Annotated in this window: 26 protein-coding genes; 11 read left to right on the top strand and 15 right to left on the bottom strand. The window is 43.0% G+C overall.

What is annotated here, in order from left to right:
* Positions 1-51: 51 nt before the first annotated feature.
* The 4 genes from proB to rplU all read right to left on the bottom strand — a co-directional run bounded on the left by proB (position 52) and on the right by rplU (position 2,992).
* Positions 52-1,170 (bottom strand): glutamate 5-kinase, encoded by a 1,119-nt coding sequence (gene proB, locus HOO90_RS08590; protein WP_292842080.1) that lies wholly within the window; start codon positions 1,168-1,170, stop codon positions 52-54.
* Positions 1,171-1,172: 2 nt separating this feature from the next.
* On the bottom strand, positions 1,173-2,267 hold the full coding sequence (gene cgtA / locus HOO90_RS08585; protein WP_292842078.1) for an Obg family GTPase CgtA: 1,095 nt from the start codon (positions 2,265-2,267) through the stop codon (positions 1,173-1,175).
* Between the two features lie 65 nt (positions 2,268-2,332).
* The gene (gene rpmA, locus HOO90_RS08580) at positions 2,333-2,593 is read right to left on the bottom strand and encodes a 50S ribosomal protein L27 (protein ID WP_292842076.1); all 261 of its coding nucleotides are present in this window, start codon (positions 2,591-2,593) and stop codon (positions 2,333-2,335) included.
* A 33-nt stretch (positions 2,594-2,626) separates the two neighbouring features.
* A complete protein-coding gene (gene rplU / locus HOO90_RS08575) occupies positions 2,627-2,992 on the bottom strand; it encodes a 50S ribosomal protein L21 (RefSeq protein ID WP_292842074.1) in 366 nt (121 codons plus the stop codon).
* A 225-nt stretch (positions 2,993-3,217) separates the two neighbouring features.
* Between rplU and HOO90_RS08570 the strand changes: the two genes are divergently transcribed.
* Complete coding sequence (locus tag HOO90_RS08570) at positions 3,218-4,216, top strand: polyprenyl synthetase family protein (RefSeq protein ID WP_292842072.1); 999 nt, start codon at positions 3,218-3,220, stop codon at positions 4,214-4,216.
* Positions 4,217-4,276: 60 nt separating this feature from the next.
* Here the strand turns inward: HOO90_RS08570 and HOO90_RS08565 are convergent, their stop codons facing one another.
* Entirely contained in the window at positions 4,277-4,657 is a 381-nt protein-coding gene (locus tag HOO90_RS08565) for a hypothetical protein (protein ID WP_292842070.1), read from the bottom strand.
* Positions 4,658-4,974: 317 nt separating this feature from the next.
* Between HOO90_RS08565 and HOO90_RS08560 the strand changes: the two genes are divergently transcribed.
* From HOO90_RS08560 to HOO90_RS08540, 5 genes are all read left to right on the top strand, one after another.
* On the top strand, positions 4,975-5,844 hold the full coding sequence (locus HOO90_RS08560) for an A24 family peptidase (RefSeq protein WP_292842068.1): 870 nt from the start codon (positions 4,975-4,977) through the stop codon (positions 5,842-5,844).
* Positions 5,845-5,848: 4 nt separating this feature from the next.
* On the top strand, positions 5,849-6,472 hold the full coding sequence (gene coaE / locus HOO90_RS08555) for a dephospho-CoA kinase (RefSeq protein ID WP_292842066.1): 624 nt from the start codon (positions 5,849-5,851) through the stop codon (positions 6,470-6,472).
* A gap of 77 nt (positions 6,473-6,549) precedes the next feature.
* Positions 6,550-7,308 (top strand): cell division protein ZapD, encoded by a 759-nt coding sequence (gene zapD / locus HOO90_RS08550; RefSeq protein ID WP_292842064.1) that lies wholly within the window; start codon positions 6,550-6,552, stop codon positions 7,306-7,308.
* A gap of 107 nt (positions 7,309-7,415) precedes the next feature.
* Positions 7,416-7,607 (top strand): DNA gyrase inhibitor YacG, encoded by a 192-nt coding sequence (locus HOO90_RS08545; RefSeq protein ID WP_292842062.1) that lies wholly within the window; start codon positions 7,416-7,418, stop codon positions 7,605-7,607.
* 16 nt (positions 7,608-7,623) lie between these two features.
* Positions 7,624-8,139, top strand: a complete 516-nt coding sequence (locus tag HOO90_RS08540) for a copper chaperone PCu(A)C (protein ID WP_292842060.1) — start codon at positions 7,624-7,626, stop codon at positions 8,137-8,139.
* Here HOO90_RS08540 and HOO90_RS08535 read toward each other — a convergent pair.
* The 4 genes from HOO90_RS08535 to cysS are packed head-to-tail and all read right to left on the bottom strand — an operon-like array spanning position 8,136 to position 12,768.
* Entirely contained in the window at positions 8,136-9,125 is a 990-nt protein-coding gene (locus tag HOO90_RS08535) for a Nudix family hydrolase (RefSeq protein WP_292842059.1), read from the bottom strand. The two genes, HOO90_RS08540 and HOO90_RS08535, sit on opposite strands and share 4 nt — an antisense overlap.
* A 3-nt stretch (positions 9,126-9,128) precedes the next feature.
* Positions 9,129-10,004 carry an ATP-binding protein gene (locus tag HOO90_RS08530; RefSeq protein ID WP_292842057.1) on the bottom strand — a complete coding sequence of 292 codons (876 nt, stop codon included), beginning with the start codon at positions 10,002-10,004 and terminating at the stop codon, positions 9,129-9,131.
* On the bottom strand, positions 10,005-11,231 hold the full coding sequence (gene argJ, locus HOO90_RS08525; RefSeq protein ID WP_292842055.1) for a bifunctional glutamate N-acetyltransferase/amino-acid acetyltransferase ArgJ: 1,227 nt from the start codon (positions 11,229-11,231) through the stop codon (positions 10,005-10,007).
* Positions 11,232-11,268: 37 nt separating this feature from the next.
* A complete protein-coding gene (gene cysS, locus HOO90_RS08520) occupies positions 11,269-12,768 on the bottom strand; it encodes a cysteine--tRNA ligase (protein WP_292842053.1) in 1,500 nt (499 codons plus the stop codon).
* 199 nt (positions 12,769-12,967) lie between these two features.
* Between cysS and HOO90_RS08515 the strand changes: the two genes are divergently transcribed.
* The 5 genes from HOO90_RS08515 (at position 12,968) to HOO90_RS08495 (ending at position 17,429) form a co-directional block, all read left to right on the top strand.
* Positions 12,968-14,059 (top strand): tetratricopeptide repeat protein, encoded by a 1,092-nt coding sequence (locus HOO90_RS08515; RefSeq protein WP_292842051.1) that lies wholly within the window; start codon positions 12,968-12,970, stop codon positions 14,057-14,059.
* A 103-nt stretch (positions 14,060-14,162) separates the two neighbouring features.
* Positions 14,163-15,413 carry a L,D-transpeptidase family protein gene (locus tag HOO90_RS08510; protein ID WP_292842049.1) on the top strand — a complete coding sequence of 417 codons (1,251 nt, stop codon included), beginning with the start codon at positions 14,163-14,165 and terminating at the stop codon, positions 15,411-15,413.
* 88 nt (positions 15,414-15,501) lie between these two features.
* On the top strand, positions 15,502-16,089 hold the full coding sequence (locus HOO90_RS08505) for a peptidylprolyl isomerase (protein ID WP_292842047.1): 588 nt from the start codon (positions 15,502-15,504) through the stop codon (positions 16,087-16,089).
* A gap of 34 nt (positions 16,090-16,123) precedes the next feature.
* Positions 16,124-16,615, top strand: coding sequence for a peptidylprolyl isomerase (locus HOO90_RS08500; RefSeq protein WP_292842045.1), 492 nt, complete (start codon positions 16,124-16,126; stop codon positions 16,613-16,615).
* A gap of 58 nt (positions 16,616-16,673) precedes the next feature.
* Entirely contained in the window at positions 16,674-17,429 is a 756-nt protein-coding gene (locus HOO90_RS08495) for a UDP-2,3-diacylglucosamine diphosphatase (RefSeq protein WP_292842043.1), read from the top strand.
* Between the two features lie 18 nt (positions 17,430-17,447).
* Here HOO90_RS08495 and HOO90_RS08490 read toward each other — a convergent pair whose 3' ends face one another.
* The 6 genes from HOO90_RS08490 to HOO90_RS08465 all read right to left on the bottom strand — a co-directional run.
* Positions 17,448-19,079: an HD family phosphohydrolase gene (locus HOO90_RS08490; RefSeq protein WP_292842041.1), complete on the bottom strand. Its 1,632-nt coding sequence runs from the start codon at positions 19,077-19,079 to the stop codon at positions 17,448-17,450.
* Between the two features lie 89 nt (positions 19,080-19,168).
* Entirely contained in the window at positions 19,169-19,999 is an 831-nt protein-coding gene (locus HOO90_RS08485) for an FHA domain-containing protein (RefSeq protein WP_292842039.1), read from the bottom strand.
* 11 nt (positions 20,000-20,010) lie between these two features.
* Positions 20,011-20,850 (bottom strand): Stp1/IreP family PP2C-type Ser/Thr phosphatase, encoded by an 840-nt coding sequence (locus HOO90_RS08480; protein WP_292842037.1) that lies wholly within the window; start codon positions 20,848-20,850, stop codon positions 20,011-20,013.
* A 106-nt stretch (positions 20,851-20,956) separates the two neighbouring features.
* The gene (gene nusB, locus HOO90_RS08475; RefSeq protein WP_292842035.1) at positions 20,957-21,487 is read right to left on the bottom strand and encodes a transcription antitermination factor NusB; all 531 of its coding nucleotides are present in this window, start codon (positions 21,485-21,487) and stop codon (positions 20,957-20,959) included.
* Positions 21,487-21,936: a 6,7-dimethyl-8-ribityllumazine synthase gene (ribH, locus tag HOO90_RS08470; RefSeq protein WP_292842033.1), complete on the bottom strand. Its 450-nt coding sequence runs from the start codon at positions 21,934-21,936 to the stop codon at positions 21,487-21,489. The genes nusB and ribH overlap by 1 nt, the downstream gene beginning before the upstream one ends.
* 65 nt (positions 21,937-22,001) lie before the next feature.
* On the bottom strand, positions 22,002-22,682 hold a 681-nt coding region (locus HOO90_RS08465), incomplete at its 5' end, for an MFS transporter (RefSeq protein WP_292842031.1).

The raw sequence follows: 22,682 nt of genomic DNA, 5'->3' as shown, positions 1-22,682 counted from the left end.
TACTTATTAAAGTGACCAAAAATTCAAACTTAGCTATATTCAGTAAAAATTTTATAACAACACAAGATTATCGCGGTGTATCAATTCGGCTTCCTCGACATAGCCCAATATCTGTTCTATATCTCGACTAGATTTGCGCATAATTCGGCTAGCCTCAATCGCAGAATAGTTGACCAATCCACGCGCCAGTTCCACACCATCTTGGCCGAAGCAGGCAACCACTTCGCCACGCTCAAAATTACCCTCAACCGCAATCACACCAATAGGCAGCAAGCTTTTTCCATCCTGCTTGATTACCTTTACCGCACCTGCATCTAAAGTTAATTTTCCGCGCAATTGCAAATGATCGGCCAGCCATTGCTTACGTGCTGTTGTTTTCATCTCTGTGGTTTGTAAATGTGTACCAATCACCTCGCCAGCTGACAATCGAACAAGCACATTTTTTTCACGACCTGACGCGATAATCGTATTAGCACCACTGCGCGACGCCCTTTTTGCTGCCAGTATTTTAGTTAGCATACCGCCCGTACCCACACTAGTGCCTGCGCCACCCGCCATCTTTTCTAGTGCGACATCTCCTGCAGTAGCATGCTGTATGAATTTCGCATCGATATCTTTACGTGGATCAGCAGAATACAAGCCCTGTTGGTCCGTTAAAATCACCAATGTATCAGCTTCAATCAAATTAGCCACTAAGGAGCCTAGGGTATCGTTATCACCAAAACGAATTTCGTCAGTCACAACCGTATCATTTTCATTGATGATTGGAATAACCTTCAAGTCGAGCAAAGTGCGTAAAGTACTGCGTGCATTTAAGTACCGCTTTCTATCCGCCAAGTCATCGTGTGTCAGCAAGACTTGCGCCGTATGCAACTGATGTAGAGTAAAGCAACTTTCGTACATCTGCACTAGCCCCATTTGACCAACTGCTGCTGCCGCTTGCAATTCATTTACTGCAACTGGGCGCTTTTTCCAACCTAACCGCTGCATGCCTTCCGCTACTGCACCACTTGAAACTAACACAATCTGCTTACCTTGTTGCACCAAGGCGGCAATTTGCGCAGCCCAAGCAGCAATCGCCACTTTGTCGAGGCCGTTACCGTTATTGGTAACCAAGCTGGAACCAACTTTTACCACAATAACTTTTGCATCAAGCAGTAACGATTTCATTGCTATTCTTCTTTTTTACTCACAACTACAGTCGCCGCACCTTCATTGATTAGTCCGCTATTCTTTAAAGCGTCGTCTTCTAATGCTAACTGTTTGTTTTCTTCAATATGCTGCATGATGGCATAGGTTAGCTCTTTACAGCCAATGCCGCTGATAGCAGAAATGGCAAATACACGCCCTTTCCAGCCATACGCTTTTACGAATTCTTTTACGACATTTGCAGACTCTGGCAACATGTCAATTTTATTTAATACAAGCCAGCGCGGTTTATCATAAAGCGCCTCATCGTATTTCCGAAGCTCTTCGACAATCGCTTTCGCCTCATGCACCGGATCAACTGCCTCATCATAAGGCGCAATATCTACCAGATGTAATAATAATGAGGTGCGTTGCAAATGCCTTAAAAACTGATGCCCAAGACCAGCACCTTCGGCGGCACCTTCAATAATGCCGGGAATATCCGCAATCACAAAGCTACGCTCAGCATCTACTCGCACAACACCCAAATTGGGGTGCAATGTGGTAAATGGATAATCGGCTACTTTTGGTTTTGCCGCAGAAACTGAACGTATAAATGTAGATTTTCCAGCATTCGGCATTCCCAGCAAACCCACGTCAGCCAAGACTTTAAGCTCCAAATAAAGCTCAAACTCTTCGCCCGCATCGCCCTTGGTACATTGGCGTGGCGCACGGTTCAGGCTGGATTTAAAGTGCACATTTCCCAAGCCACCTTTGCCACCTGCAGCCATTTGCGCACGCTGGCCATGCTCACTTAAATCCACCAGCATTTGCCCACTGGCTTTATCAGAAATCACCGTACCCACAGGTACGCGCAAGAGCATGTCTTCACCCTTTGCGCCATAACACTCTGCACTACGGCCATTTTCGCCACGCTGCGCTCTAAAAGTGCGCGTGTAGCGATAATCAACCAGCGTATTGATATTGCGATCTGCCTCTATCACAATAGAACCGCCACGACCGCCATCGCCGCCACTCGGACCGCCTAATGGTTCGTATTTTTCACGACGAAACGTGGCAACGCCATTACCGCCATCGCCTGCGTAGATTTTAATCGTTGCTTCGTCTATAAATTTCATATGTTAGAGTTTACCAAATAAAAAAGCCCCATCAAACGATGAGGCTTTAATAAAGTTATATTAACTTAAGCTGCAACAATAATGCTTACAGTGTGGCGTTTTAAAGCGCCTTTAATTGCAAAAGATACTTTACCGTCTGCTTTAGCGTACAAAGTATGATCTTTACCCATGCCAACGTTTTCGCCTGCGTGCATTTTAGTGCCACGTTGACGGACAATAATACTGCCAGCTGTTACAACTGTTTCGCCAAAAGCTTTAACACCTAGTCGTTGTGAATGAGAATCGCGACCGTTACGTGAACTACCGCCTGCTTTTTTGTGTGCCATGATTTAATCCTTAAGTCTTATTGATTCAGTCAATTATGCTACAGCTTTAGTAGCTTTCGCTTTTGCTGGCTTTGCTGCTGTTTGTCCCGCAGCTAAAATCTCGCCGATTTGGATTTCAGTAAAACTTTGGCGATGACCTTGTGTTTTACGATAATGCTTACGACGACGGAATTTGAAAATCATCACTTTATCACCACGGCCATGTGAAAGCACGGTAGCTTTAACAGTGGCGCCGTTAATGATAGGCGCACCGATAGTTGTATTGTCGCCATCTGAAACCACTAGAATTTGATCTAGCGTTACTGTGCCGCCAACTTCAACTTCTAATTTTTCAACTTTTAATCTTTCGCCAGGAACTACGCGATATTGCTTACCACCAGTTTTAATTACAGCATACATGATTGAGCCTTAAATTACGCTTTCTAAAGAACTCGGCATTATACGCAAATAATCTAGCAAAGCAAATCATAATGTTCATCTAAATCAAAAAAATACAGCGATGCTACGACTGCGCCTAAAACCATGAAAAATAATCTTACTATTTATAAACTTGTTAGCAAACAGCAACACATACATAAAAATTGCCTGTGTTAAAATGTCCACTACTTTTTTAGGTTTATTATCGTGACGCAAAGCAACACTCTAACTAATTCTTCACCTTTAGACGCCATACAATCCTGCGTCTTGGCAGATATTCAGGCTGTCAATGCTGTCATACAACATTCGCTTCATTCTGACGTTACCCTAGTAAATCAGGTTGCGCATTACATTATCAATAGTGGCGGAAAACGCTTGCGCCCCATGCTGGTATTACTTTCCGCTGGCCTATTTGGCACAATTAAACCTGAGCATCACCAACTGGCAGCGGTTGTTGAATTTATTCACACTGCCACCTTGCTACACGATGATGTCGTGGATGAATCAGCCAAACGCCGCGGCCAAAATACCGCCAATGCTATATTTGGCAATGCCGCTAGTGTACTAGTGGGCGATTTTGTTTATTCGCGGGCTTTTCAGATGATGGTTGCAGTGCAAAATATGCGAGTGATGGAAGTGTTGAGCAACGCGACAAATATCATTGCAGAGGGTGAAGTGTTGCAACTGCTCAATGTGCATAATGCAGATATTACCGATGAAGCTTATCTACAGGTCATACACTACAAAACCGCCAAGTTATTCGAAGCCGCAACCCGACTTGGCGCTATTATTAGCAACGCCTCTGCCGCCGAGGAATCGGCTTTAAGCAAATATGGCATGCACATCGGCACGGCTTTTCAGCTCATTGATGACGTGTTGGACTTAAGTGGCAATGTAGTGGAAATCGGTAAAAATCTAGGTGACGATTTAAGTGAAGGAAAACCCACTTTACCCTTACTTTATGCCATGCGTCATGGCACAGCGAAAGAAACAAAAATCATTAAAAACGCCATTGAAAACGGTGGCCTCAATGATTTACCCTCTGTGCTAAGCGCGGTTGAGCGCACAGGGGCGCTACAACATGTGCGGACAATAGCAACAAAGGAATCTGCATTGGCTTGCGATTCAATCGCACACTTTAAAGATTCTAACTACAAACAAGCCCTCTACACATTAGCAGAATTTGCCGTATCGAGAAGCTATTAAGCTTGTAAATCAGAAATTAACTATTTTTTCTAGTAACTTAAACTACTCAATCTTGAATAATTAATTTAGCGTAATTTTTTCACCACTATCCGCATGAAAATAAGTTAAATGCGCGCAATCGTTAGCCCCTGAAGTCAAAGTGCCATCAAACAAAGATTTTCCATCCACGTCCACAATGGCGTAGCCGTTGTGATACAAGGTTACTTCAGCCAGTTTTGGCGTTTGTTTTGGGTTACGAGTAGAACCTTGGCGCATGGCAAAACTTACACAGTTTTCTTCCTCTGCTTCTGAATAAACTTCCCAATCTCGGCCACCCGCCAACTTTGAGAGCCAAGCAGGCAAATCCACCTCTACTCGGCAGACAATAGGCTCATCCCACTCAGGATGATTATGTTCAGCTTGCAAAAGCTCGATTATATTTTGTTGGTTCATTTCCATCATGTTGTTTCCTACTTACTGATGCTGCAATTATTACTTATGCACCTATTATAATATGACATTATACTTGTGGCAGTGAGTTGCAATTTCAAGAGGCTAGGTTTAAAAGCACGATTAAAATTGCTGCTTATATAATCTTTACGGCAATATTTCTGAAAATTTTACTCTATTTAGCTTTATACCAAATAGAGCTTTAAATTAAATGGAGCTTTAAATTTAATCGTCACTGTTTTAATCACCACTGTTGCCACAACCCTATTAACGATGCGATGATGCCTTTAGTTTACAAAATGATGATGTTCTAATTTTTAAGGATTGTTATGTTCAGCGGATTTTCAGATATTTCTAATATTTTGCAACAAAATACCACGTTATTTATTTCAGTTTCTGTTATTTTTGGTTTAATGGTCGGCAGTTTCTTAAATGTGGTTATTCATCGACTGCCAAAAATAATGGAGCGTGAATGGAATAACAACTGCCTTGAATTGCAAGGTCAACCCGTACCAGAATCTAGCAAATACACACTGGCACACCCACGCTCAGCCTGCCCAACTTGCGGTCACAAGATTACTGCACTGGAAAATATCCCTGTAATTAGTTACTTATTTCTTAGGGGAAAATGTAGCGGATGCAAGTCTCTTATCAGCCTGCGTTACCCACTGATAGAAGCCCTTACTGGTGCATTGATTGGCTTAGTAAGCTGGAAGTTTGGCTATACCAGCATCACCATTTACGCTTGGATTTTAACTTTTGCGCTGATATCGCTTACTTTCATTGACTTCGACACACAATTATTGCCTGACGACATCACGCTACCTTTGTTATGGCTAGGCCTGTTATTTAATCTAAATTATGGCTTTACCGACTTAAAATCTGCCGTAATAGGCGCAGTGGCTGGCTATCTCATTTTATGGACCATCTACTGGCTATTTAAGCTCGTCACGGGCAAAGAAGGCATGGGTTATGGTGACTTTAAATTATTGGCAGCCATTGGCGCTTGGTTTGGCTGGCAGTTATTGCCAGCGGTGATTTTACTCTCCTCCGTATTAGGCGCAGTGATTGGCATCAGCCTTATTGTGTTCACAAAGCGCGGGCGTGAAATACCCATGCCATTTGGCCCATTTTTAGCCATCGGGGGCATTGCGGCACTATTTTTTGGGCCACAACTTGCCAGCTATTACTTAACCTAAGTGCATGACGGTAATCGCATTAACAGGCGGCATTGGCTCGGGCAAAAGTGAAGCCACGAAAGAGTTTGCAGCCTTAGGCATACCCATTGTCGATGCCGATGTCATTGCACATGAATTAACCGCAACGAAACAGCCCTTGCTTAATGAAATCCGCCACATTTTTGGTGCAGACTTTATTGATGCTGAAGGTACTTTAAACCGCGCAAAATTACGCAAGCACATATTTGACAACCCAGCAGAGCGGATAAAGCTTGAGGCCTTGATGCATCCGGCTATTCACCAACGTGCGCTAGAACTGCTTGCAGACAACCACCAAAAATTTAATCCTCCCTACCAAATTCTGGCGATTCCACTGTTGTTTGAAAATAATCGCTACAACGATGTCATTGACCTCATTTTGGTAATAGATTGCGATGAAAATTTACAACTAAAGCGTGCACTAGCAAGAGGCAACATGACAGAAGCAGAAGTTCGGGCCATGATGCGCGCGCAAACCTCAAGAGCCACTCGCGTAAACGGCGCGGACGAGGTGATTTTAAACAACGAATCGATTACAGAATTTCATGAAAAAATACGTGAAATTCATAAAAAGTTCATTAAAACTTGCATAGTTAGCAAATACATTTGATAATTCAGCTCAACTTTAAAAGTCAGGCAATACTTCATGATGTATAATTTGCGATTTTGCTAAGAATTTGCTGATTCATGCCTAGCTACGATTATCCATTTAACGAGCGCATTCGCACATTTTTACGTGTAGAGGATTTGTTCGCCAAGGTTTTGTACAACGTCGACGCAAGTCATGAATATCAACACCACAGCGCACTTCTTACACTATTACAAATACTGGATATTGTTGATCGCTCCGAGTTAAGGTCCGATTTGTTGCAAGAATTAGTGCGTCAAAGAACCGTCATGGAAACTCTGCGAGGCAACCCTGCGATTGCTGCCTCCAAATTAGAAGCCATACTTAAAGAAATTGATGTAGCTACCGATGCTCTGCGTATCGAGACTACTAAACTCGGGCAAACGTTGCGTACCAACGAATGGTTAATGAGCATCAAACAGCGTGCTGGCATTCCTGGTGGCGTCTGTGAATTTGATGTGCCTTCTTACCATTACTGGCTTGGCTTAGGCGAAACTAGCCGAAGAAATGACCTGCAAAATTGGCTTAATCCTTTAATTCCGATGCATGATGCTATTATGATTATTTTACGCATATTGCGTGGCAGTGGCACTAGCACTAAATTAGTCGCGCCCAATGGCACGTATCAACAAATGTTAGGAGGGTCAAAACCAGCGCAAATGCTCAAAATTGACATCCCTGTTGGCGTTGCTTGCTTCCCTGAGGTTAGTGCCAATAAATACGCGATTAATATTCGATTTAACATACTCGATTTTATGCAAAAACCTCAAAAGTTCGATGAAGATGTCAACTTTACATTAACGCTTTGCAACTTATAAATCGCTTAAGTGACTAAACGCTAGACTCTGTTAAAACAGTCTACTAAATTGGCATTACTTTTGTTTTACATAACCGCTCCTACACATCATTTACAATTTTGATTCAAATGCTTACCACTAAAAAACGTCTAGTCGCTTGCCCTAACTGCAAAAATTTATCCGAGTTTTCTCCTAGTAATGCTTTTCGGCCATTTTGTAGCGAGCGTTGCAAACTAATCGACCTTGGGCTGTGGGCCAGTGAGCAATATGCAATTCCAGTAACGGCCAAACCAGATGACATTGGTAATGAAGATTTTTAATAATTAAGTGAATATTATGAATATTGATAACTTTCCGCAGCCAAAACAAGCAATGCGAAAGCTCAACCAGTACGCTGTATTTTTATTGCTTGCGATCAATAGCACATTCGCTTTTTCCTTAGGCAACACCGCTACCAATGATATTGTTGCAATAAGTGAGGCTTGGGTGCGCCCGACCAACCCTGGGCAAGAAGTTGGTGCGGCTTACATGACCTTAACCAGCAAAGAAAACCTTGACTTGGTCAGCGCCATCAGCGATGCGTCTGGAAGTGTTGAAATTCATAGCATGACCATGGAAAATGGCATCATGAAAATGCGCAATCTGGACAGCCTAGCGCTGGAAGCTGGTAAGCCCTACCGTTTGGCTCCTGGCGGATTCCATTTAATGCTATTCGACTTAAAAAAACCGCTGAATATTGGCGAACATGTAAATTTTGTACTGACTTTTAAAAACAAAAACAATGAACAGTTCAAACAAAATATAAAAGCAAATATACAAGCGCCTAAAGAGTCCGCCTCACACAAGCATTAACGCCACACACCGCGCAACATAGCAACCCCATGTGCGCCGTTTTGCTTAGCTTCATGTAAGTCTGCCAACTGCATTCCACCCAGTGCATACACTGGGAGCGAATACCCCTGGATTAATTTCGCGAAATTTTTCCAGCCCAACGGGGTTACTTCAGCATGACTCTGTGTTGCATGCACAGGTGAGAGCAGGACGTAATCCAAACCGAGTATTTCTGCCTGCGCTAAGTCTTGGCGATTATGACAAGAAGCCCCACAGAGTATGTTAGCGGGCTTTTGTTGTGCCCGCATTAAATCATTCGACGTCAAATGCAGCCCTGTAGCCCCTAAGCTCAAAAGAGTAGATTCTTCTAACAGATTTGCTGAGTTCAAAAAAACTTTAGCGCCATACGGCTCTGCCATTGAGATTACCTTCCTAGAAAATTCCAAGAAATCTTCTGCTGACAATTGCTTCTCACGAATTTGCATCATACGCAAACCGCCATTTAAGGCGGTTTTCAGGCGCGCAAAAAACATGGTTTCACCCAGTTCATGCAAGTTGGTAATCGCGTAAACTTGGGGAAGGCCCAAGGCAGATAGAATAGGTGCGTTTGCTGGCAGCATCGGCGAAACCGTTAACTTTTCTGGCGTCTGCCAGCTTAAGGTTTGATTCTCCAATCCTTGCGGCTCGCCGTCCCATTGTGTCACGATAAAAAAATGGAGTTTAACGATTTTTGCCGCCGACTCTAACCGGCCTTTTGCATCCAGTTTTTCGGGGTAATCAAAGGTGCGGGTCAGCCATGGCGAATGCGACTTAACCGTGATGCCGAGTTCTTCACGCAGCTCGCGCACTAAGGCCTGAATCGGCGTTTCATTGACTTCGACTTTACCCCCAGGAAATTCCCAGTAACCTGCCCATGGCTTGCCAATCGGCCGTTCACCCAACAGCACCGCACCATCGCCGCGTTGAATAACACCAACAGCTGCGTGTGTAACATTAAGCTTATTCATCTATCAAACTGATTGCGTAGCTTCAAACTGTTTTCTGCCTGCATAATCTCGCGCAAATTGGTACGCGATTCGACCACTACGCGAGCCGCGTGTATGCGACCACTGCAAGGCGGCGGTTCGAGCCGCTTCATCAAATGAAGCTAGGCCATAATAGCGCAACCATTGTGCGGCAATGGTCAGATATTCCTCTTGGTCAAACGCGTAAAATGCCAGCCACAGGCCAAAGCGGTCGGATAAGGAAGTTTTTTCTTCCACGGTATCCCCAGGCCTAACCTCACCGCCTAAATGCTGTGTTTCTAGACTTTCGGCCATAAACTCGGGTATCAAATGACGGCGATTCGACGTGGCGTAGACTAAAATATTATCAGCAGTGGTTGCCACCGAGCCGTCCAGCACCACCTTCAGCGCTTTATAGCCGCTATCTCCCGCCTCAAAAGACAAGTCATCGCAAAATACAATAAATCGTTCAGCACGCGCACGAAGCAAGGCAGTAATTTGTGGCAAATCGACTAAGTCTTGCTTATCAACCTCTACGATACGCAGGCCTTCGCTTGCAAACTGGCTTAACAAAGCTTTGACGATAGACGATTTACCTGTGCCACGCGCGCCTGTCAGCAAGACATTATTGGCAGTAAAGCCTTTAACGAATTGTGCGGTATTTCGTACGATTTCGGTTTTTTGCTGATCAATGTGATGCAAATCCGTCAGTTGAATCAGGTGTGGATGTGGTATCGCTTCTAAATAACCATAGCCCTTATTGTGTTGCCAGCGCCAAGCAATTGCAGACCAATCGGTTGCAATAAACGAGCTTTTCGCAAAGACTTCTAACTTAGCCAGTAAGCCCTCCGCATGTTGCAACAGTTGATTAAAATCACTCATTTAAGACCGATAATCTGCGTTAATTTTGACGTAATCGTAAGAAAAATCGCAAGTCCAAACGGTACAAGAAGCCTGACCCCGCGCTAAATCCACTCGTACTAAAATCTCAGACTCTTTCATCACTGCAGAACCTTGCTCTTCTAGATAAGCGGCTGCTCTTCCCCCATTTTCAGCCACCAACACATCACCCAAGTATAGCTTTAAAGCGTTCACATCCAGCTTATCAACACCTGCATAACCAATCGCAGCTAAGATTCGTCCTAGATTTGGGTCGGACGCAAAAAATGCCGTTTTAATTAAAGGCGAATGGGCAATCGCATAAGCCACTTTTCGACATTCGGCTTCATCTCGGCCACCTTCAATTTTAACGGTCATAAATTTAGTCGCACCCTCGCCATCGCGCACAATTGCTTGGGCCAGTTCAATTGCTACCGCGCTTAGCGCATCACGCAAAACAATATAGTCAGCACTCGCTTCAGTAATTTCAGCGTTTCCAGCAAGATTAGTCGCCATAAAAATCAAACTATCATTGGTTGAAGTGTCACCATCTACGGTAATACAATTAAAAGACTTATTCACTGCATATTGAATGATGCTTTCAAGTGCAGATTGGCTCACAGCCACATCCGTTGCCACATAACCCAACATGGTCGCCATGTTGGGATGAATCATGCCAGAACCCTTGCTGATGCCAGTAATTGTTATGGTTTTACCGCCAAGCTGAATTTGACGGGAAGTACCTTTGGCAACAATATCTGTTGTCATAATCGCTTCTGCGGCATTCAGCCAGTTGTCTTCTTTTAAATTGGCAATTGCTGCGGGTAAGCCTGCAATGACTTTATCTGCGGGCAACGGCTCTAAAATTACACCCGTAGAAAAAGGTAAGATTTGGTTTGCCTGCAAATTCAACAATCCACCCAAAGCCTCGCAAGTTTGTTTGGCGCGATTTAAACCATCTTCACCAGTACCCGCATTGGCACAGCCAGTATTCACAAGTAAAGCGCGAATTCCAGCTTTTTGCGCTAGAAAATCTTTACACAAAATGACGGGCGCAGCGCAAAACTGATTTAAGGTGAATACGCCAGCCACTTTACTGCCTTCTGCCAACGTTACCACCAACACATCTTTACGGTTTGGTTTGCGTACATGCGCCTCAGAAAATCCTAATTGAACACCCCTGACAGGCAATAGGGACGAGGCTTCTGGGGCAGTTAATTTTACTGGCATAACAAATTCCTTATTCAGTTCTTTTTGTTAATTAAAATCAGGCACGACGCCAGGTCGTTCCTTGTGGCGAATCTTCTAAAATAATACCCGCATCTGCGAGCTCCTTACGAATACGGTCTGCTTCTGCGAAGTTTTTTGCTTTTTTGGCAGCTAAACGCTGCTCAATAAATTGCTCAATACCTTTATTGCTAACAGTAAATTCGCCCACTGCATGTGTTGATTGCGCTTGGCTTGATGTTCCCGTGCCAGTTATTTTTGCAGGAAGCCCCTCTAAGTTTAATTGCCCTACACCTGCATTGATAATGACCTCACCCTGCAAAAACTCATTTGCATCACGCTGCAATAACCCCAAAACCCCAGCCAAATTTTTAAGCAAAGAAGCTGCTTCTACTGCTTTAGTTTTATTCACTTCATTAGCCAAATCAAACAGCACGGCCATTGCTTCTGGTGTGTTGAAGTCATCGTCCAGCGCCTCTTTAAAGCGTGCTGATTGAGGGTGTTGCCAATCAATTGCAGTGTCACTCACTACATGCCCACGCAAAGCCGTGTACAAGCGAGTGAGCGCTAACTTAGCATCGTCTAAATGTTTGTCTGAATAGTTGAGCGGGCTACGATAATGCGCACGTAAAATAAAGAAACGCACGACTTCCGCATCGTACTTTTCCAGCACTGTGCGAATGGTAAAAAAATTACCCAAAGATTTAGACATTTTCTCATCGTCCACACGCACAAAACCATTGTGCATCCAATAATTCACCATTTGGCATGCCTTACCATCATGGCTATGCGCAGCCTCAGATTGTGCGATTTCATTTTCGTGATGCGGAAATTGCAAATCCTGCCCGCCTCCGTGAATATCAAACTGCTCACCCAATAAATTTGAGCTCATCACCGAACATTCAATATGCCAACCTGGGCGCCCCTTACCGCCATTAGGCCCACCGAAGGGCGAATCCCAGCTTGGCTCGTTTGGCTTTACCGATTTCCACAACACAAAGTCCATCGGGTCTTTTTTATGCGTATCAACCTCTACGCGCTCTCCTGCACGCAAGTCTTCAAGCGACTTACCAGATAGTTTGCCGTAGCCTTCGAAGTTATTTACCGAATAAAACACATCGCCATTGGCGGCAACATAAGCAAAGCCTTTTTTAATTAAGGCCGAAATCATTTTTATCATGCCATCGACGTACTTTGTTGCCTTGGGTTCAATATTAGGCCGCAGTACGCCTAATTTAGCAGAGTCTTCATCCATCGCCTCAATAAAACGCTGCGTTAACTGACCAATCGTCTCATTATTCTCATTGGCGCGTTTAATGATTTTATCGTCAATATCGGTAATGTTACGTACATAAATCACCTCAAAACCAGAAGTTCGCAGCCATCGACTAACCATATCAAACACCACCATTACGCGCGCATGGCCTAAATGGCAGTAGTCATATACGGTCATACCGCAGACATACATACTGACTTTACCTGCAACAATGGGTGTGAAAATTTGCTTTTCACGCGCGAGGGTATTGTAAATTTTTAGCATGTTGTGAATTTGAAGATAAAATTTAAATGGAAGATTGGTTAAGATTTAAATGAAAAATAATGTTAAATATTACTTAAGTAAGTGAATTATCTAGAAATTATTACGAATATAGTACATAAATCCCAAATGAGCTATTGGATGTTAGCTAGGCTATTGATAGAATTATGCTTTGTCAGTTAATCAGAAAAAGTATATCACAATGAATAAATTAATTTCTTTGCTAAACTCTTTAATCACAAGGTCATTGTTCGTGTTCTCGGTAAGCCTGTTGGCACCCGTTGCGCATGCTGACGAGCTTAAAGACATTTCGCAAATGGCCGACCAAGGCCAGGCGGTGGCGGCGATTGACCGGTTAAACGTCTACATACAAGCCAACCCAAAAAATGCACAGGCATTGTTTATGAAGGGCGTATTACTAGCAGAACAAGGCCGCCGCGATGAAGCCATCAGAACATTTACCGATGTGACAGAAAAATTCCCTAATTTGCCTGAACCTTACAACAATTTAGCCGTACTTTATGCCGACCAAGGCCAGTTTGATAAAGCCAGAAAGGCGTTAGAAACCGCGATAAAGACGCATCCAAGCTATGCCACCGCACATGAAAACCTAGGGGACATCTATGCACGCATGGCTTCTGAAGCTTACGATAAGGCATTGCAGTTGGATACCAGCAACAGTCGTGCTGAAGGCAAGTTGTCATTGATTAAAGATTTGTTTGGCACTGGCAGCAAAACCTCACTTGCCTCTAAAGGGCAAGCCAAGACTGATGCAAAAGTAGCGGTTGCCAACCCGATTCGTCCAGCTGATAGCAAAACTGCTGACACTAAATTGGCTGACAGCAAACCAGTTGAAGTTAAAAAAGCTGACGCTACAGCGGCTAAACCAACTGCCGCAGCAATAAAACCCACGACTGAGACAGCAAAACCAACAGTGGATGCTTCCAAAAACAATGACGAAGCACTAACTTCTGCGGTCAACGCTTGGGCGCAGGCATGGTCATCCAAAAACTTGGAGCAGTATTTTGCCAGCTATGGCGCTAGCTTTAAGCCAGCCAAAGGTGAAAGCCGCAAGTCTTGGGAGCAGCAACGCCGTGAACGCATCAACCGACCCGCTAAAATCAATGTTGAAGTATCGAATATCAACATTAATGCCATCGACGAAAACAATGCTAAAGTACGTTTTAAGCAATCGTATCAAGCTGATGGCAAGCCGATTTACACCACCAAAACACTGGTGTTGAAAAAAGAAGGTAATAACTGGTTCATTCAACAAGAGATTGCAGGTAGCTAGACTAAAGCCTATAAACAGGAATTTTGAATTGCTAACTTTAGGGTTAGCAAGCGGTCTACCTGTTTATTACTAGTTTGTTTCTTTAGGATAATTTGTTGAAAATATGGTTTTAAATAGAACACTAAGCTATATCATATTGGCGGCGATTACACTCTTGCCGTGGAACGCTACGGCAGTCAATAGCTATAATTTAGGTAATTTACTGCCTAAGCCTAAATTGAACCAGTTGACTGGTTTAGCAGAAAACTTGCTGGTAAAAAGCTTGCTGGAAATTACCCAAGGTAAAAACCAGCAAGCGTTAAATACCATTGATGAACTAATCAACAAAATTCCAAACTTTAAATTAGCCTATTTAGTACGCGGTGACTTACTCATGGCGCAGGCACAGCACTTGCAGGCATTTGGTAATGCCAATATCAACAAATCCGATGAGGTAAAAGATTTACAAGCTGAAGCGCGTGTGCGCATTGAACGCTATCTTTCAAACGAAAATTTGGATAAGTTACCCAATCTTTTATTAGCACCTAGCGAGCAGCAAACACACATCATTGTGGTTGATACTGATAAATCACGTTTGTACCTGTACAAAAATAACGGCGATAGCCTCAGTTATATCGCTGATTACTATGTCACCGTAGGGAAAAATGGGGTAAACAAACAGGCTGAAGGCGACAAACGCACGCCGATTGGTGTTTATTTTGCTAAACCAAAACTAACACAGCCGCTGGCTGACATGTATGGTGATGGCGCTTACCCACTTAATTACCCCAATGAATGGGATTCTCGATTTAATAGAAGTGGCTCAGGCATATGGCTGCACGGAACGCCCAGCAACACTTACAGCCGCCCACCAAATGCTAGCGATGGATGCGTAGTACTGACCAATCAAGATATAAAAGCACTTTCTCCTGTTTTACAATCTGGCAAAACGCCAGTTGTCATTGCCAACAACTTAACTTGGAAAGATGCAGATAGTGCTGATAACGATGAACAAGCATTAAAGGCCGCCATGAGAGCCTGGCTCAATGACTGGAAAGCGCAAGATACGCCAAAATACCTTTCACATTACTCACAAGATTTTTCAAGTGACGGAATCGATTTACCAAAATGGTCAGCACATAAATTCAAAGTACAGGCCGCCAAACCTAAAGTCGATATTAGCTTGTCTAATATCAGTATGTTTGCCTACCCAACCACCGATAATCGTTCAGACAACGCCAGCGCTAAAAAAGTTGTAGTGGTTGATTTCACACAAGATTTCAAATCTCCCAGCTTAGCCAATAAAATGCAAAAACGGCAATACTGGATTCAGGAAGGCAATGCTTGGAAAATCATTTACGAAGGTGCAGCCTAATGACATTTAAGCGTTATTAAAAATTAGCCAAACCCTCGTAGCAAAATTTCAACTCTCTCAAATTAGCGCTTAAATTTTAAGGAAGCACATGCGTAAACTCTACTCTTTTTTAATGCTGGCAGTTTTTGCGACCTCTACCTTTGCAAGCCCCGCCGCACTGGCCGCTAACCCTCAAGTGGTTTTTGAGACCAACCACGGTAATTTTATTGTTGAACTTTATCCCGAAAAAGCGCCCAAAACCGTGGCTAATTTCTTACAGTATGTAAAATCCGGTTTCTACAAAGAGACAATTTTTCATCGTGTGATTGATCATTTTATGATTCAAGGTGGTGGCTTTAATGCTGACATGTCGGAAAAACAAACATTAGCGCCCATCGTCAACGAAGCTGGCAATGGCTTACGCAACGAGCCAGGTACCATTGCCATGGCAAGAACCAGTGACCCAGATTCCGCTACGGCGCAATTTTTTATCAACCTGGAAAATAACGTACCACTTAATTATCAAGGTCCTGACGCTGAATCTATCGGTTACTGCGTATTTGGTCGGGTATTAAAAGGTATGGATGTTGTGCGCGAAATCGGCATTAGCCCAACCATTAATGTGGGTCCATATTACAACGTACCAAAATCCACGATTCTGATTCATCAAGTTAAACTGAACACCCAGCCTTTATAGGCTACATTTACAACACTATTAATAAGGATATTTTGTGGTTAAATTACTAACAAACTTTGGCGAAATTACTTTAGATCTCGATGCCGAAAAGGCGCCGATTACTGTCGCAAACTTTTTACAATATGTCGACAATGGCTTTTATGACGGCACCATTTTCCATCGTGTCATTGATGGTTTTATGATTCAAGGCGGAGGCTTTGACGCGACCATGAACCAAAAAGAATCTGCAGATGAAATTAAGAATGAAGCGGATAATGGCCTAGCTAACGACCAATACACCATTGCCATGGCGCGCACCTCTGCCCCACACTCTGCCAGCAGCCAATTTTTTATCAATGTAGGCAATAATGACTTTTTAAACCACAGCGCACCTACTACTAGTGGCTGGGGTTACTGTGTATTTGGTAAGGTAACAGCAGGTACAGACGTTGTAGATAAAATCAAAAAAGTCAAAACTACCAGCCGTAAAGGCCATCAAGATGTCCCCGTAGATAATGTAGTCATTGAAAAAGCAACGCGAAGTTAATTAATGCTAGCGTTAAACAGTTCAGCCAATCCAATTCAAATTGATTGCTCGGTTTAACATGAAGAATATCGGAAATAAATTAGGACAGAGCTTGTACAAGCCCGACTTATTTATTTCCGATTTGCATTTATGCGCCAGCCGACCACATATCACTGCCGCGTTTTTAAGTTTTCTACAAACCATCGCCATACAGGCCAATGCGCTTTATATATTAGGTGATTTATTTGAATATTGGGCGGGCGATGACGATTTTGAAGACCACCAACTAATTGTGAATGCTTTTCGAGCGCTGGCCGATTTTGGCGTAAAAATCTATTTCATGCATGGCAACCGCGATTTTCTTATCTCACAACAATTTTGCGATGCCGCAAAAATGACTCTACTGGATGACCCTATTTTGATTGATTTACAGGGTGTTCGCACCTTGTTGAGTCATGGCGACCACTTATGTACGGATGATATCGATTATCAGGCTTTTCGCCTGCAAGTACGAGACCCGCAATGGCAAAATAATTTTCTAAATCAGTCATTACAATCCAGAAAAAAACAGATTGAAACGATTCGCCTACAAAGTGAACAAGAAAAATCTCAGAAATCCATGTTAATTATGGATGTGAATCAGCAAGCGGTAAATCAACTATTAAGAAAGACTCAATACCCAGAAATTTTGATACATGGTCATACCCACAGGCCAGATCAGCATCAAATTCAATTAGATGGTCACACTATTACAAGGTGGGTATTAGGCGATTGGTATGAACAAGGTAGTTACTTAAGGCGTGATGAAACGGGTTTTCACGCAATGAAGTTATAACGAAACAGATTAGCTGCATTATGGCTGATAGCCTGGTATCTTAGCTTCATCTACCTCGTCAATTTGCTCGGGTTCTAAAAATTGTTGCGCATACTTCAAATAAACCTTTTCGCGCACAAAAATATCAAACAAATCTGGATCAATGTGCTGATCTTCTTTCATTTTACCTAAAATATGCAATGACTCTGTGAGCGTTTTGGCTTTTTTATAAGGTCGATCTTTTGATGTCAAGGCCTCAAAGATGTCCGCAATACCCATTACGCGAGCCGGCACCGACATTTGCTCTCGCGTTAAGCCTTTCGGGTATCCGCGACCATCCATTCGCTCATGGTGGCCACAGGCATATTCCGGCACGCGTTTTAATCCATTCGGGTAGGGCAATGAATCCAACATATGAATAGTCACCACAATGTGGTTGTTGATGATTTCACGCTCTTCGTTGGTTAATGTACCCTTAGCAATATTTAAGTTATAAATCTCATTTTCACTTAATAAACTGCTCACATTGCCATGCGAATCCTGCAGTTGCGTTGCTGCAATATCAATGACGCGCTGCTGATCTTCAGGCGTCATTGATTCACTGCCGAAATTGGATTTTCGCAAAAAATCACGGTCTGCATCACACTTGGCATTAAATGCCTCGAGTTCTGATGCAGACTTGGCAAAGTCAACCAGTTGGCCGTTACGCAGCATTGCAAGTTGATTCTTAAGCGCAGTGCATTCTGCTTGACTCTTAAGCAACTCAAAACGCTGATCAACCAATTGAATGCGATCAAAGATACCAGAAAGCTTAGTTGGCTTATCCATCACTGATTCTGGCGTAGTGACTTTGCCGCAGTCGTGCAACCAACCTGCAATCTTTAACTCATAAAATTCTTTTTCGTTTAAGGTAAAGTCTTTCAGCGGCCCAACTTTGGTATCAATTGCAGCCTGTGCCAGCATCATAGTGAGTTCAGGCACACGTCTACAGTGCCCCCCAGTATAAGGTGATTTCTGGTCAATGGCTTCCGCCATCAGTTCGATGAAAGCCTCAAATAGACCCTTTAGGCCTTCAATCAAATCATGATTTGTCATCGCAACTGCGGCTTGCGAAGCCAAGGACTCAACTAAACTTTGATTGGCGAGGGAAAAAGGAATGATTTCATGGGTATCAACATCTATGGCATTGATTAGCTGCAACACACCAATGACTTCTTCCTCATGATTTTTCATCGGTATGGTCAAGAAAGATTGAGAGTGGTAGCCAGTTTTCTCGTCAAATTTACGCGTACCTGTAAAATCAAAATCCTGCGTTAAATAAGCATTCTCAATATTGACGGTTTTATCATTTAAAGTGGCATAAGCCGCTACTGTTGTTAAATTTTGACTGCCATCTTCTAAATACATTGGAATAGGTAAGAACGGGATTTCTTTACCTGTTGTACCGCCCAGCGAAATGCCAAGCGTTTTATTATTCATTATTTCAAACTTCAAATGTTTATCATCGGTGATGGTATATAAAGTGCCACCATCCGCATTGGTGATTTCTTGCGCGCCCAACAAAATCATTTCCAGCAAGCGTTTATTATCGCGCTCTGCAGAAAGTGCCACGCCAATGGAATTGAGGCGCTCAAGGCGTTTAAGCAAGTAGGGATGTTGTTGATCTATCATTCTAGGTAGCCGTATTCATTACAAGTGACATCAAAAATATACAAACGACTATATTTCGTATTGGAGAATTTATTAATTAAAGCAAAAACCTAAAGTTTCTCTAAATAAAATTCCATTTTTATCCCGGCAATTTCAATAACATCATGGTCACGTAAAGCATAGGCTTGCGCACCTGCAGATGTACCATTGATCGCCGGAAATACTTTACCTTCAACGTGCGTAATAAAATAACCGTGTGGGCGTTTGGTAATTACCGCAACTTGTACACCAGTTTTGCCCAATGTGGTTAAGGCTTTATTCAAAACCAACTCACGACCAACACTGGAGCCATTTAGCACTTGAACTCGACCAATTGCCAATGGCTTCTCACTTACAGAATTCACCGATTGGTCTGGTACTGATTGATTTGGCACTGTCTGATCTGGTAGTACCTGATCTGATGCTGCTTGCTGCTCTACTGAACTTAATTCGTCAGTTGAACTTTGGGAGGATTGGTTCTCGACAACTTGGTTTTCTGTAGTAACGTCTTGGCCTGTAATATCTGGCGTTTGCAGCAAGTGTTTAAAGTCGGAGGGTCGCATCATTATGGTTTTTTCAAATCCACCGTCGTTATTCGCGGCCTCTTTCACCTTGGGATCACTAACAAACTTTAATTGGTGCTTACCAAACTCGATTAAGTCTCCAGCTTGCAATAAATGACTTTTCACAAGCTTGGCGTTAACCTCGGTACCATTAGTACTGTCTTGGTCTTCAATATAATAATTGTCGCCAACTTTTAGAATAACGGCATGCTCACCACTCACCGCTAAATTATCAATTTGAATATCATTACTCGGCCTACGACCAATACTGGTGCGCTCTTTGCTGAGTTGGAATTCATTTAAAATTGTATTCTCTAAAGAAAAAATCAGCTTAGCCATTATCCACCCTGCTATTTTAACCAACCTAAGAAATTATCGACGCCCAAATTGCCCAGCCATGTTTCTTTACAGCCAAAAGACGCATTCACCCGAACGAGTATGACAGAAATGTTATCACTACCACCATTGTCATTCGCCATTTTTACCAGTGTTTTTGCAGCACTTTCTAAATCAGAGGATGCTAGATTCAACGTTGATTCTATTGCCTCATCTTCAACCAAATCAGTTAAACCGTCAGAACAAACTAGATACAAGTCATCTACCGCAACATCATACTCGTTTAGCTCCAACTCAACCGTTTCATCTACGCCCAAAGCTCGTGTAACTAAATTTTTATGCGCCGATTTTCTAGCTTGCTCAACTGTAATCAAGCCCAGTCGAATCTGCTCTTGCAATACCGAATGGTCTCGGGTAAGTAAGCTTAATTCACCCATTCTTAAGCGATACATACGCGAATCGCCAATGTGACCAACCAAAACTTTATTGTTAGTAAACAAGCCAACCACCAGTGTGGTTCCCATACCAGCGCAATGTGGCTGAGTTTGGGAAACGCTGTAAATCACCTCATTCGCGTTTTTTACGGCATTTATAATGAGTTGCGCTTCAGCCTGCTTACCCAGCGCCAAATCCACCCTGCCTGGTCGCTGATTATCTACCGTATCTTTCAGTTCTCCGGTCATGCTCAAGATGGCGATTTCACTCGCAACTTCACCAGCTTTATAGCCACCCATTCCATCTGCTAGTAAAACTAAACCAATGGTTTCATCGCTAGCAATGGTATCTTCGTTATGGTCGCGAAGCAAACCCACATCGGTTAACCGTACAATTTCTAACACGCCACTCAGGTTCATATTAGCTTGCCCGCATTAAGCAACGGTCCAATGTTTTGCTTAGTTTCAAATTTAGAGTTTTAAATTCAAATCTTTTTAAACTTTGCTTATTTAAAAGCCTTTTTGCTTAAATTCTAGCATTTTGAACTTCAGCACCCCGTACATCTGCAGCGAGTTTATCTAACACACCATTAATATATTTATGGCCATCGACACCACCATAAATTTTGGCCAACTCAACGCCTTCATTAATAACTACACGGTATGGAATACTCAAATCGAACATCAATTCACAGCCAGAAATCCTTAGAATCGCATGCTCAATCGGGCTTAATTCTATAACTTTTCGATCGATGAAATTTGCCAATTTTTCATCCAGCTCGACTACATGGCTACTTACAGCCTCGAGCAACTGTTTAAAATAAGCCTCGTCTGCCTTGTTGTAATCAGGATCATCCGCCATATCGCGAAATATTGGGCCTAATTCCGACTGATTTAACATGCCTCTATACACCGCTTTCAACACCAACTCGCGTGATTTTCTGCGGTTCTTTCCGTTATTTTTTTTAGCAGAAGGCTTTTTTGTAGGGGCTGTCTTACTTTCGTTATTACCTTCGCCTACTACTAGGCTACGAACAACTTGCTCTTTCGCCACCATCATAGCGCCCGAATCAAATTAGCCATTTCAACCGCCACTTGCGCGGCTTCTGCGCCTTTTACATGCATACGCGCAATTGCCTGATCATCATCTTCGGTGGTCAATACAGCATTAGCGACAGGGATTCCTGTATTGAATTGCACTTCAGAAATACCACGCGCAGATTCATTTGAAACCACTTCAAAATGGTAAGTTTCACCACGAATAATGGCACCCAAGGCAATCAGCGCATCAAATTTTTCACTAATCGCCATGTGTTGCAAAACCAATGGCGTTTCTAATGCGCCTGGAACAGTTGCAATGGTAATATCATCGCTCGCCACACCCAGATTTAACAACTCAGCCGTACATGCGCTAAGTAAACCATCACCAATATCACTATTAAATCTAGATAGCACCACGCCAATTTGCAGGCCTTTACCCTCTAAATTTTTCTCAATTTCTCTCACGTATATTCCTTAATCACTAATGCAAATTCACAAAAGTGTATTTTACCGCATATTCGCCGCTTACTTTAGTGAAATAAACTCCAAGCTTTTTGCACAGTGCTCCAAACGCCGTAACTAATCGGTATCAAAACTAAAGCCCAGGCAAAGACCACCAATATTGGGTGGCCATTGGCTTGTGGGCTACTACTTGCAGTTGCTTTTCCGCCATTTGTTGCGACAGATTTCTCATGGGCTAATTTACGCTCAGCCTCTAGCTCGGCATCCGTCATGTAATATTTTTCAGCCACTGGCTTAACCAATAGGTTCGCAATAAAACCAATCACCAGCATACCCGCTAATACAATAAAAATCGGCGCGTAAATCTTATCAAAAGGAACTCCAGCTTCCACGCGTGTATCGTGCAGATAATTCACAACAACCGGCCCCACAATACCAGCGGTAGACCACGCCGTAAGCAAACGCCCATGAATCGCCCCCACAAACTGGGTGCCAAACATATCGGCCAAATAGGCAGGAATCGTCGCAAACCCGCCGCCATACATAGAAGCAATGACGCAGAAAGCCGCCACAAACAATGCTAGGGATTTAAAGCCTGCCACGTAGGTCGCGGTGCAATACATAATCGCACCTAACACAAAGAATATATAGTAAGTGCGCTTACGGCCTAATTTGTCTGACGAAGTCGCCCAGACAAAGCGACCAAAAATATTAAATAATGAAATCAAGCCAACAAAACCAGCACCAAC

Origin of the sequence: Methylotenera sp. (genome assembly GCF_013141425.1) — a bacterium.
GTDB lineage: Bacteria > Pseudomonadota > Gammaproteobacteria > Burkholderiales > Methylophilaceae > Methylotenera.
This window is presented reverse-complemented; position numbering and strand designations above follow the sequence as displayed.

Bases quoted from the DNA above. Each gene is read 5' to 3' on its own strand.
- proB (WP_292842080.1), bottom strand. From the start codon at position 1,170: ATGAAATCGTTACTGCTTGATGCAAAAGTTATTGTGGTAAAAGTTGGT.
- cgtA (WP_292842078.1), bottom strand. From the start codon at position 2,267: ATGAAATTTATAGACGAAGCAACGATTAAAATCTACGCAGGCGATGGC.
- rpmA (WP_292842076.1), bottom strand. From the start codon at position 2,593: ATGGCACACAAAAAAGCAGGCGGTAGTTCACGTAACGGTCGCGATTCT.
- rplU (WP_292842074.1), bottom strand. From the start codon at position 2,992: ATGTATGCTGTAATTAAAACTGGTGGTAAGCAATATCGCGTAGTTCCT.
- HOO90_RS08565 (WP_292842070.1), bottom strand. From the start codon at position 4,657: ATGATGGAAATGAACCAACAAAATATAATCGAGCTTTTGCAAGCTGAA.
- HOO90_RS08560 (WP_292842068.1), top strand. From the start codon at position 4,975: ATGTTCAGCGGATTTTCAGATATTTCTAATATTTTGCAACAAAATACC.
- coaE (WP_292842066.1), top strand. From the start codon at position 5,849: ATGACGGTAATCGCATTAACAGGCGGCATTGGCTCGGGCAAAAGTGAA.
- zapD (WP_292842064.1), top strand. From the start codon at position 6,550: ATGCCTAGCTACGATTATCCATTTAACGAGCGCATTCGCACATTTTTA.
- HOO90_RS08545 (WP_292842062.1), top strand. From the start codon at position 7,416: ATGCTTACCACTAAAAAACGTCTAGTCGCTTGCCCTAACTGCAAAAAT.
- HOO90_RS08540 (WP_292842060.1), top strand. From the start codon at position 7,624: ATGAATATTGATAACTTTCCGCAGCCAAAACAAGCAATGCGAAAGCTC.
- HOO90_RS08535 (WP_292842059.1), bottom strand. From the start codon at position 9,125: ATGAATAAGCTTAATGTTACACACGCAGCTGTTGGTGTTATTCAACGC.
- HOO90_RS08530 (WP_292842057.1), bottom strand. From the start codon at position 10,004: ATGAGTGATTTTAATCAACTGTTGCAACATGCGGAGGGCTTACTGGCT.
- argJ (WP_292842055.1), bottom strand. From the start codon at position 11,231: ATGCCAGTAAAATTAACTGCCCCAGAAGCCTCGTCCCTATTGCCTGTC.
- cysS (WP_292842053.1), bottom strand. From the start codon at position 12,768: ATGCTAAAAATTTACAATACCCTCGCGCGTGAAAAGCAAATTTTCACA.
- HOO90_RS08515 (WP_292842051.1), top strand. From the start codon at position 12,968: ATGAATAAATTAATTTCTTTGCTAAACTCTTTAATCACAAGGTCATTG.
- HOO90_RS08510 (WP_292842049.1), top strand. From the start codon at position 14,163: ATGGTTTTAAATAGAACACTAAGCTATATCATATTGGCGGCGATTACA.
- HOO90_RS08505 (WP_292842047.1), top strand. From the start codon at position 15,502: ATGCGTAAACTCTACTCTTTTTTAATGCTGGCAGTTTTTGCGACCTCT.
- HOO90_RS08495 (WP_292842043.1), top strand. From the start codon at position 16,674: ATGAAGAATATCGGAAATAAATTAGGACAGAGCTTGTACAAGCCCGAC.
- HOO90_RS08490 (WP_292842041.1), bottom strand. From the start codon at position 19,079: ATGATAGATCAACAACATCCCTACTTGCTTAAACGCCTTGAGCGCCTC.
- HOO90_RS08485 (WP_292842039.1), bottom strand. From the start codon at position 19,999: ATGGCTAAGCTGATTTTTTCTTTAGAGAATACAATTTTAAATGAATTC.
- HOO90_RS08480 (WP_292842037.1), bottom strand. From the start codon at position 20,850: ATGAACCTGAGTGGCGTGTTAGAAATTGTACGGTTAACCGATGTGGGT.
- nusB (WP_292842035.1), bottom strand. From the start codon at position 21,487: ATGGTGGCGAAAGAGCAAGTTGTTCGTAGCCTAGTAGTAGGCGAAGGT.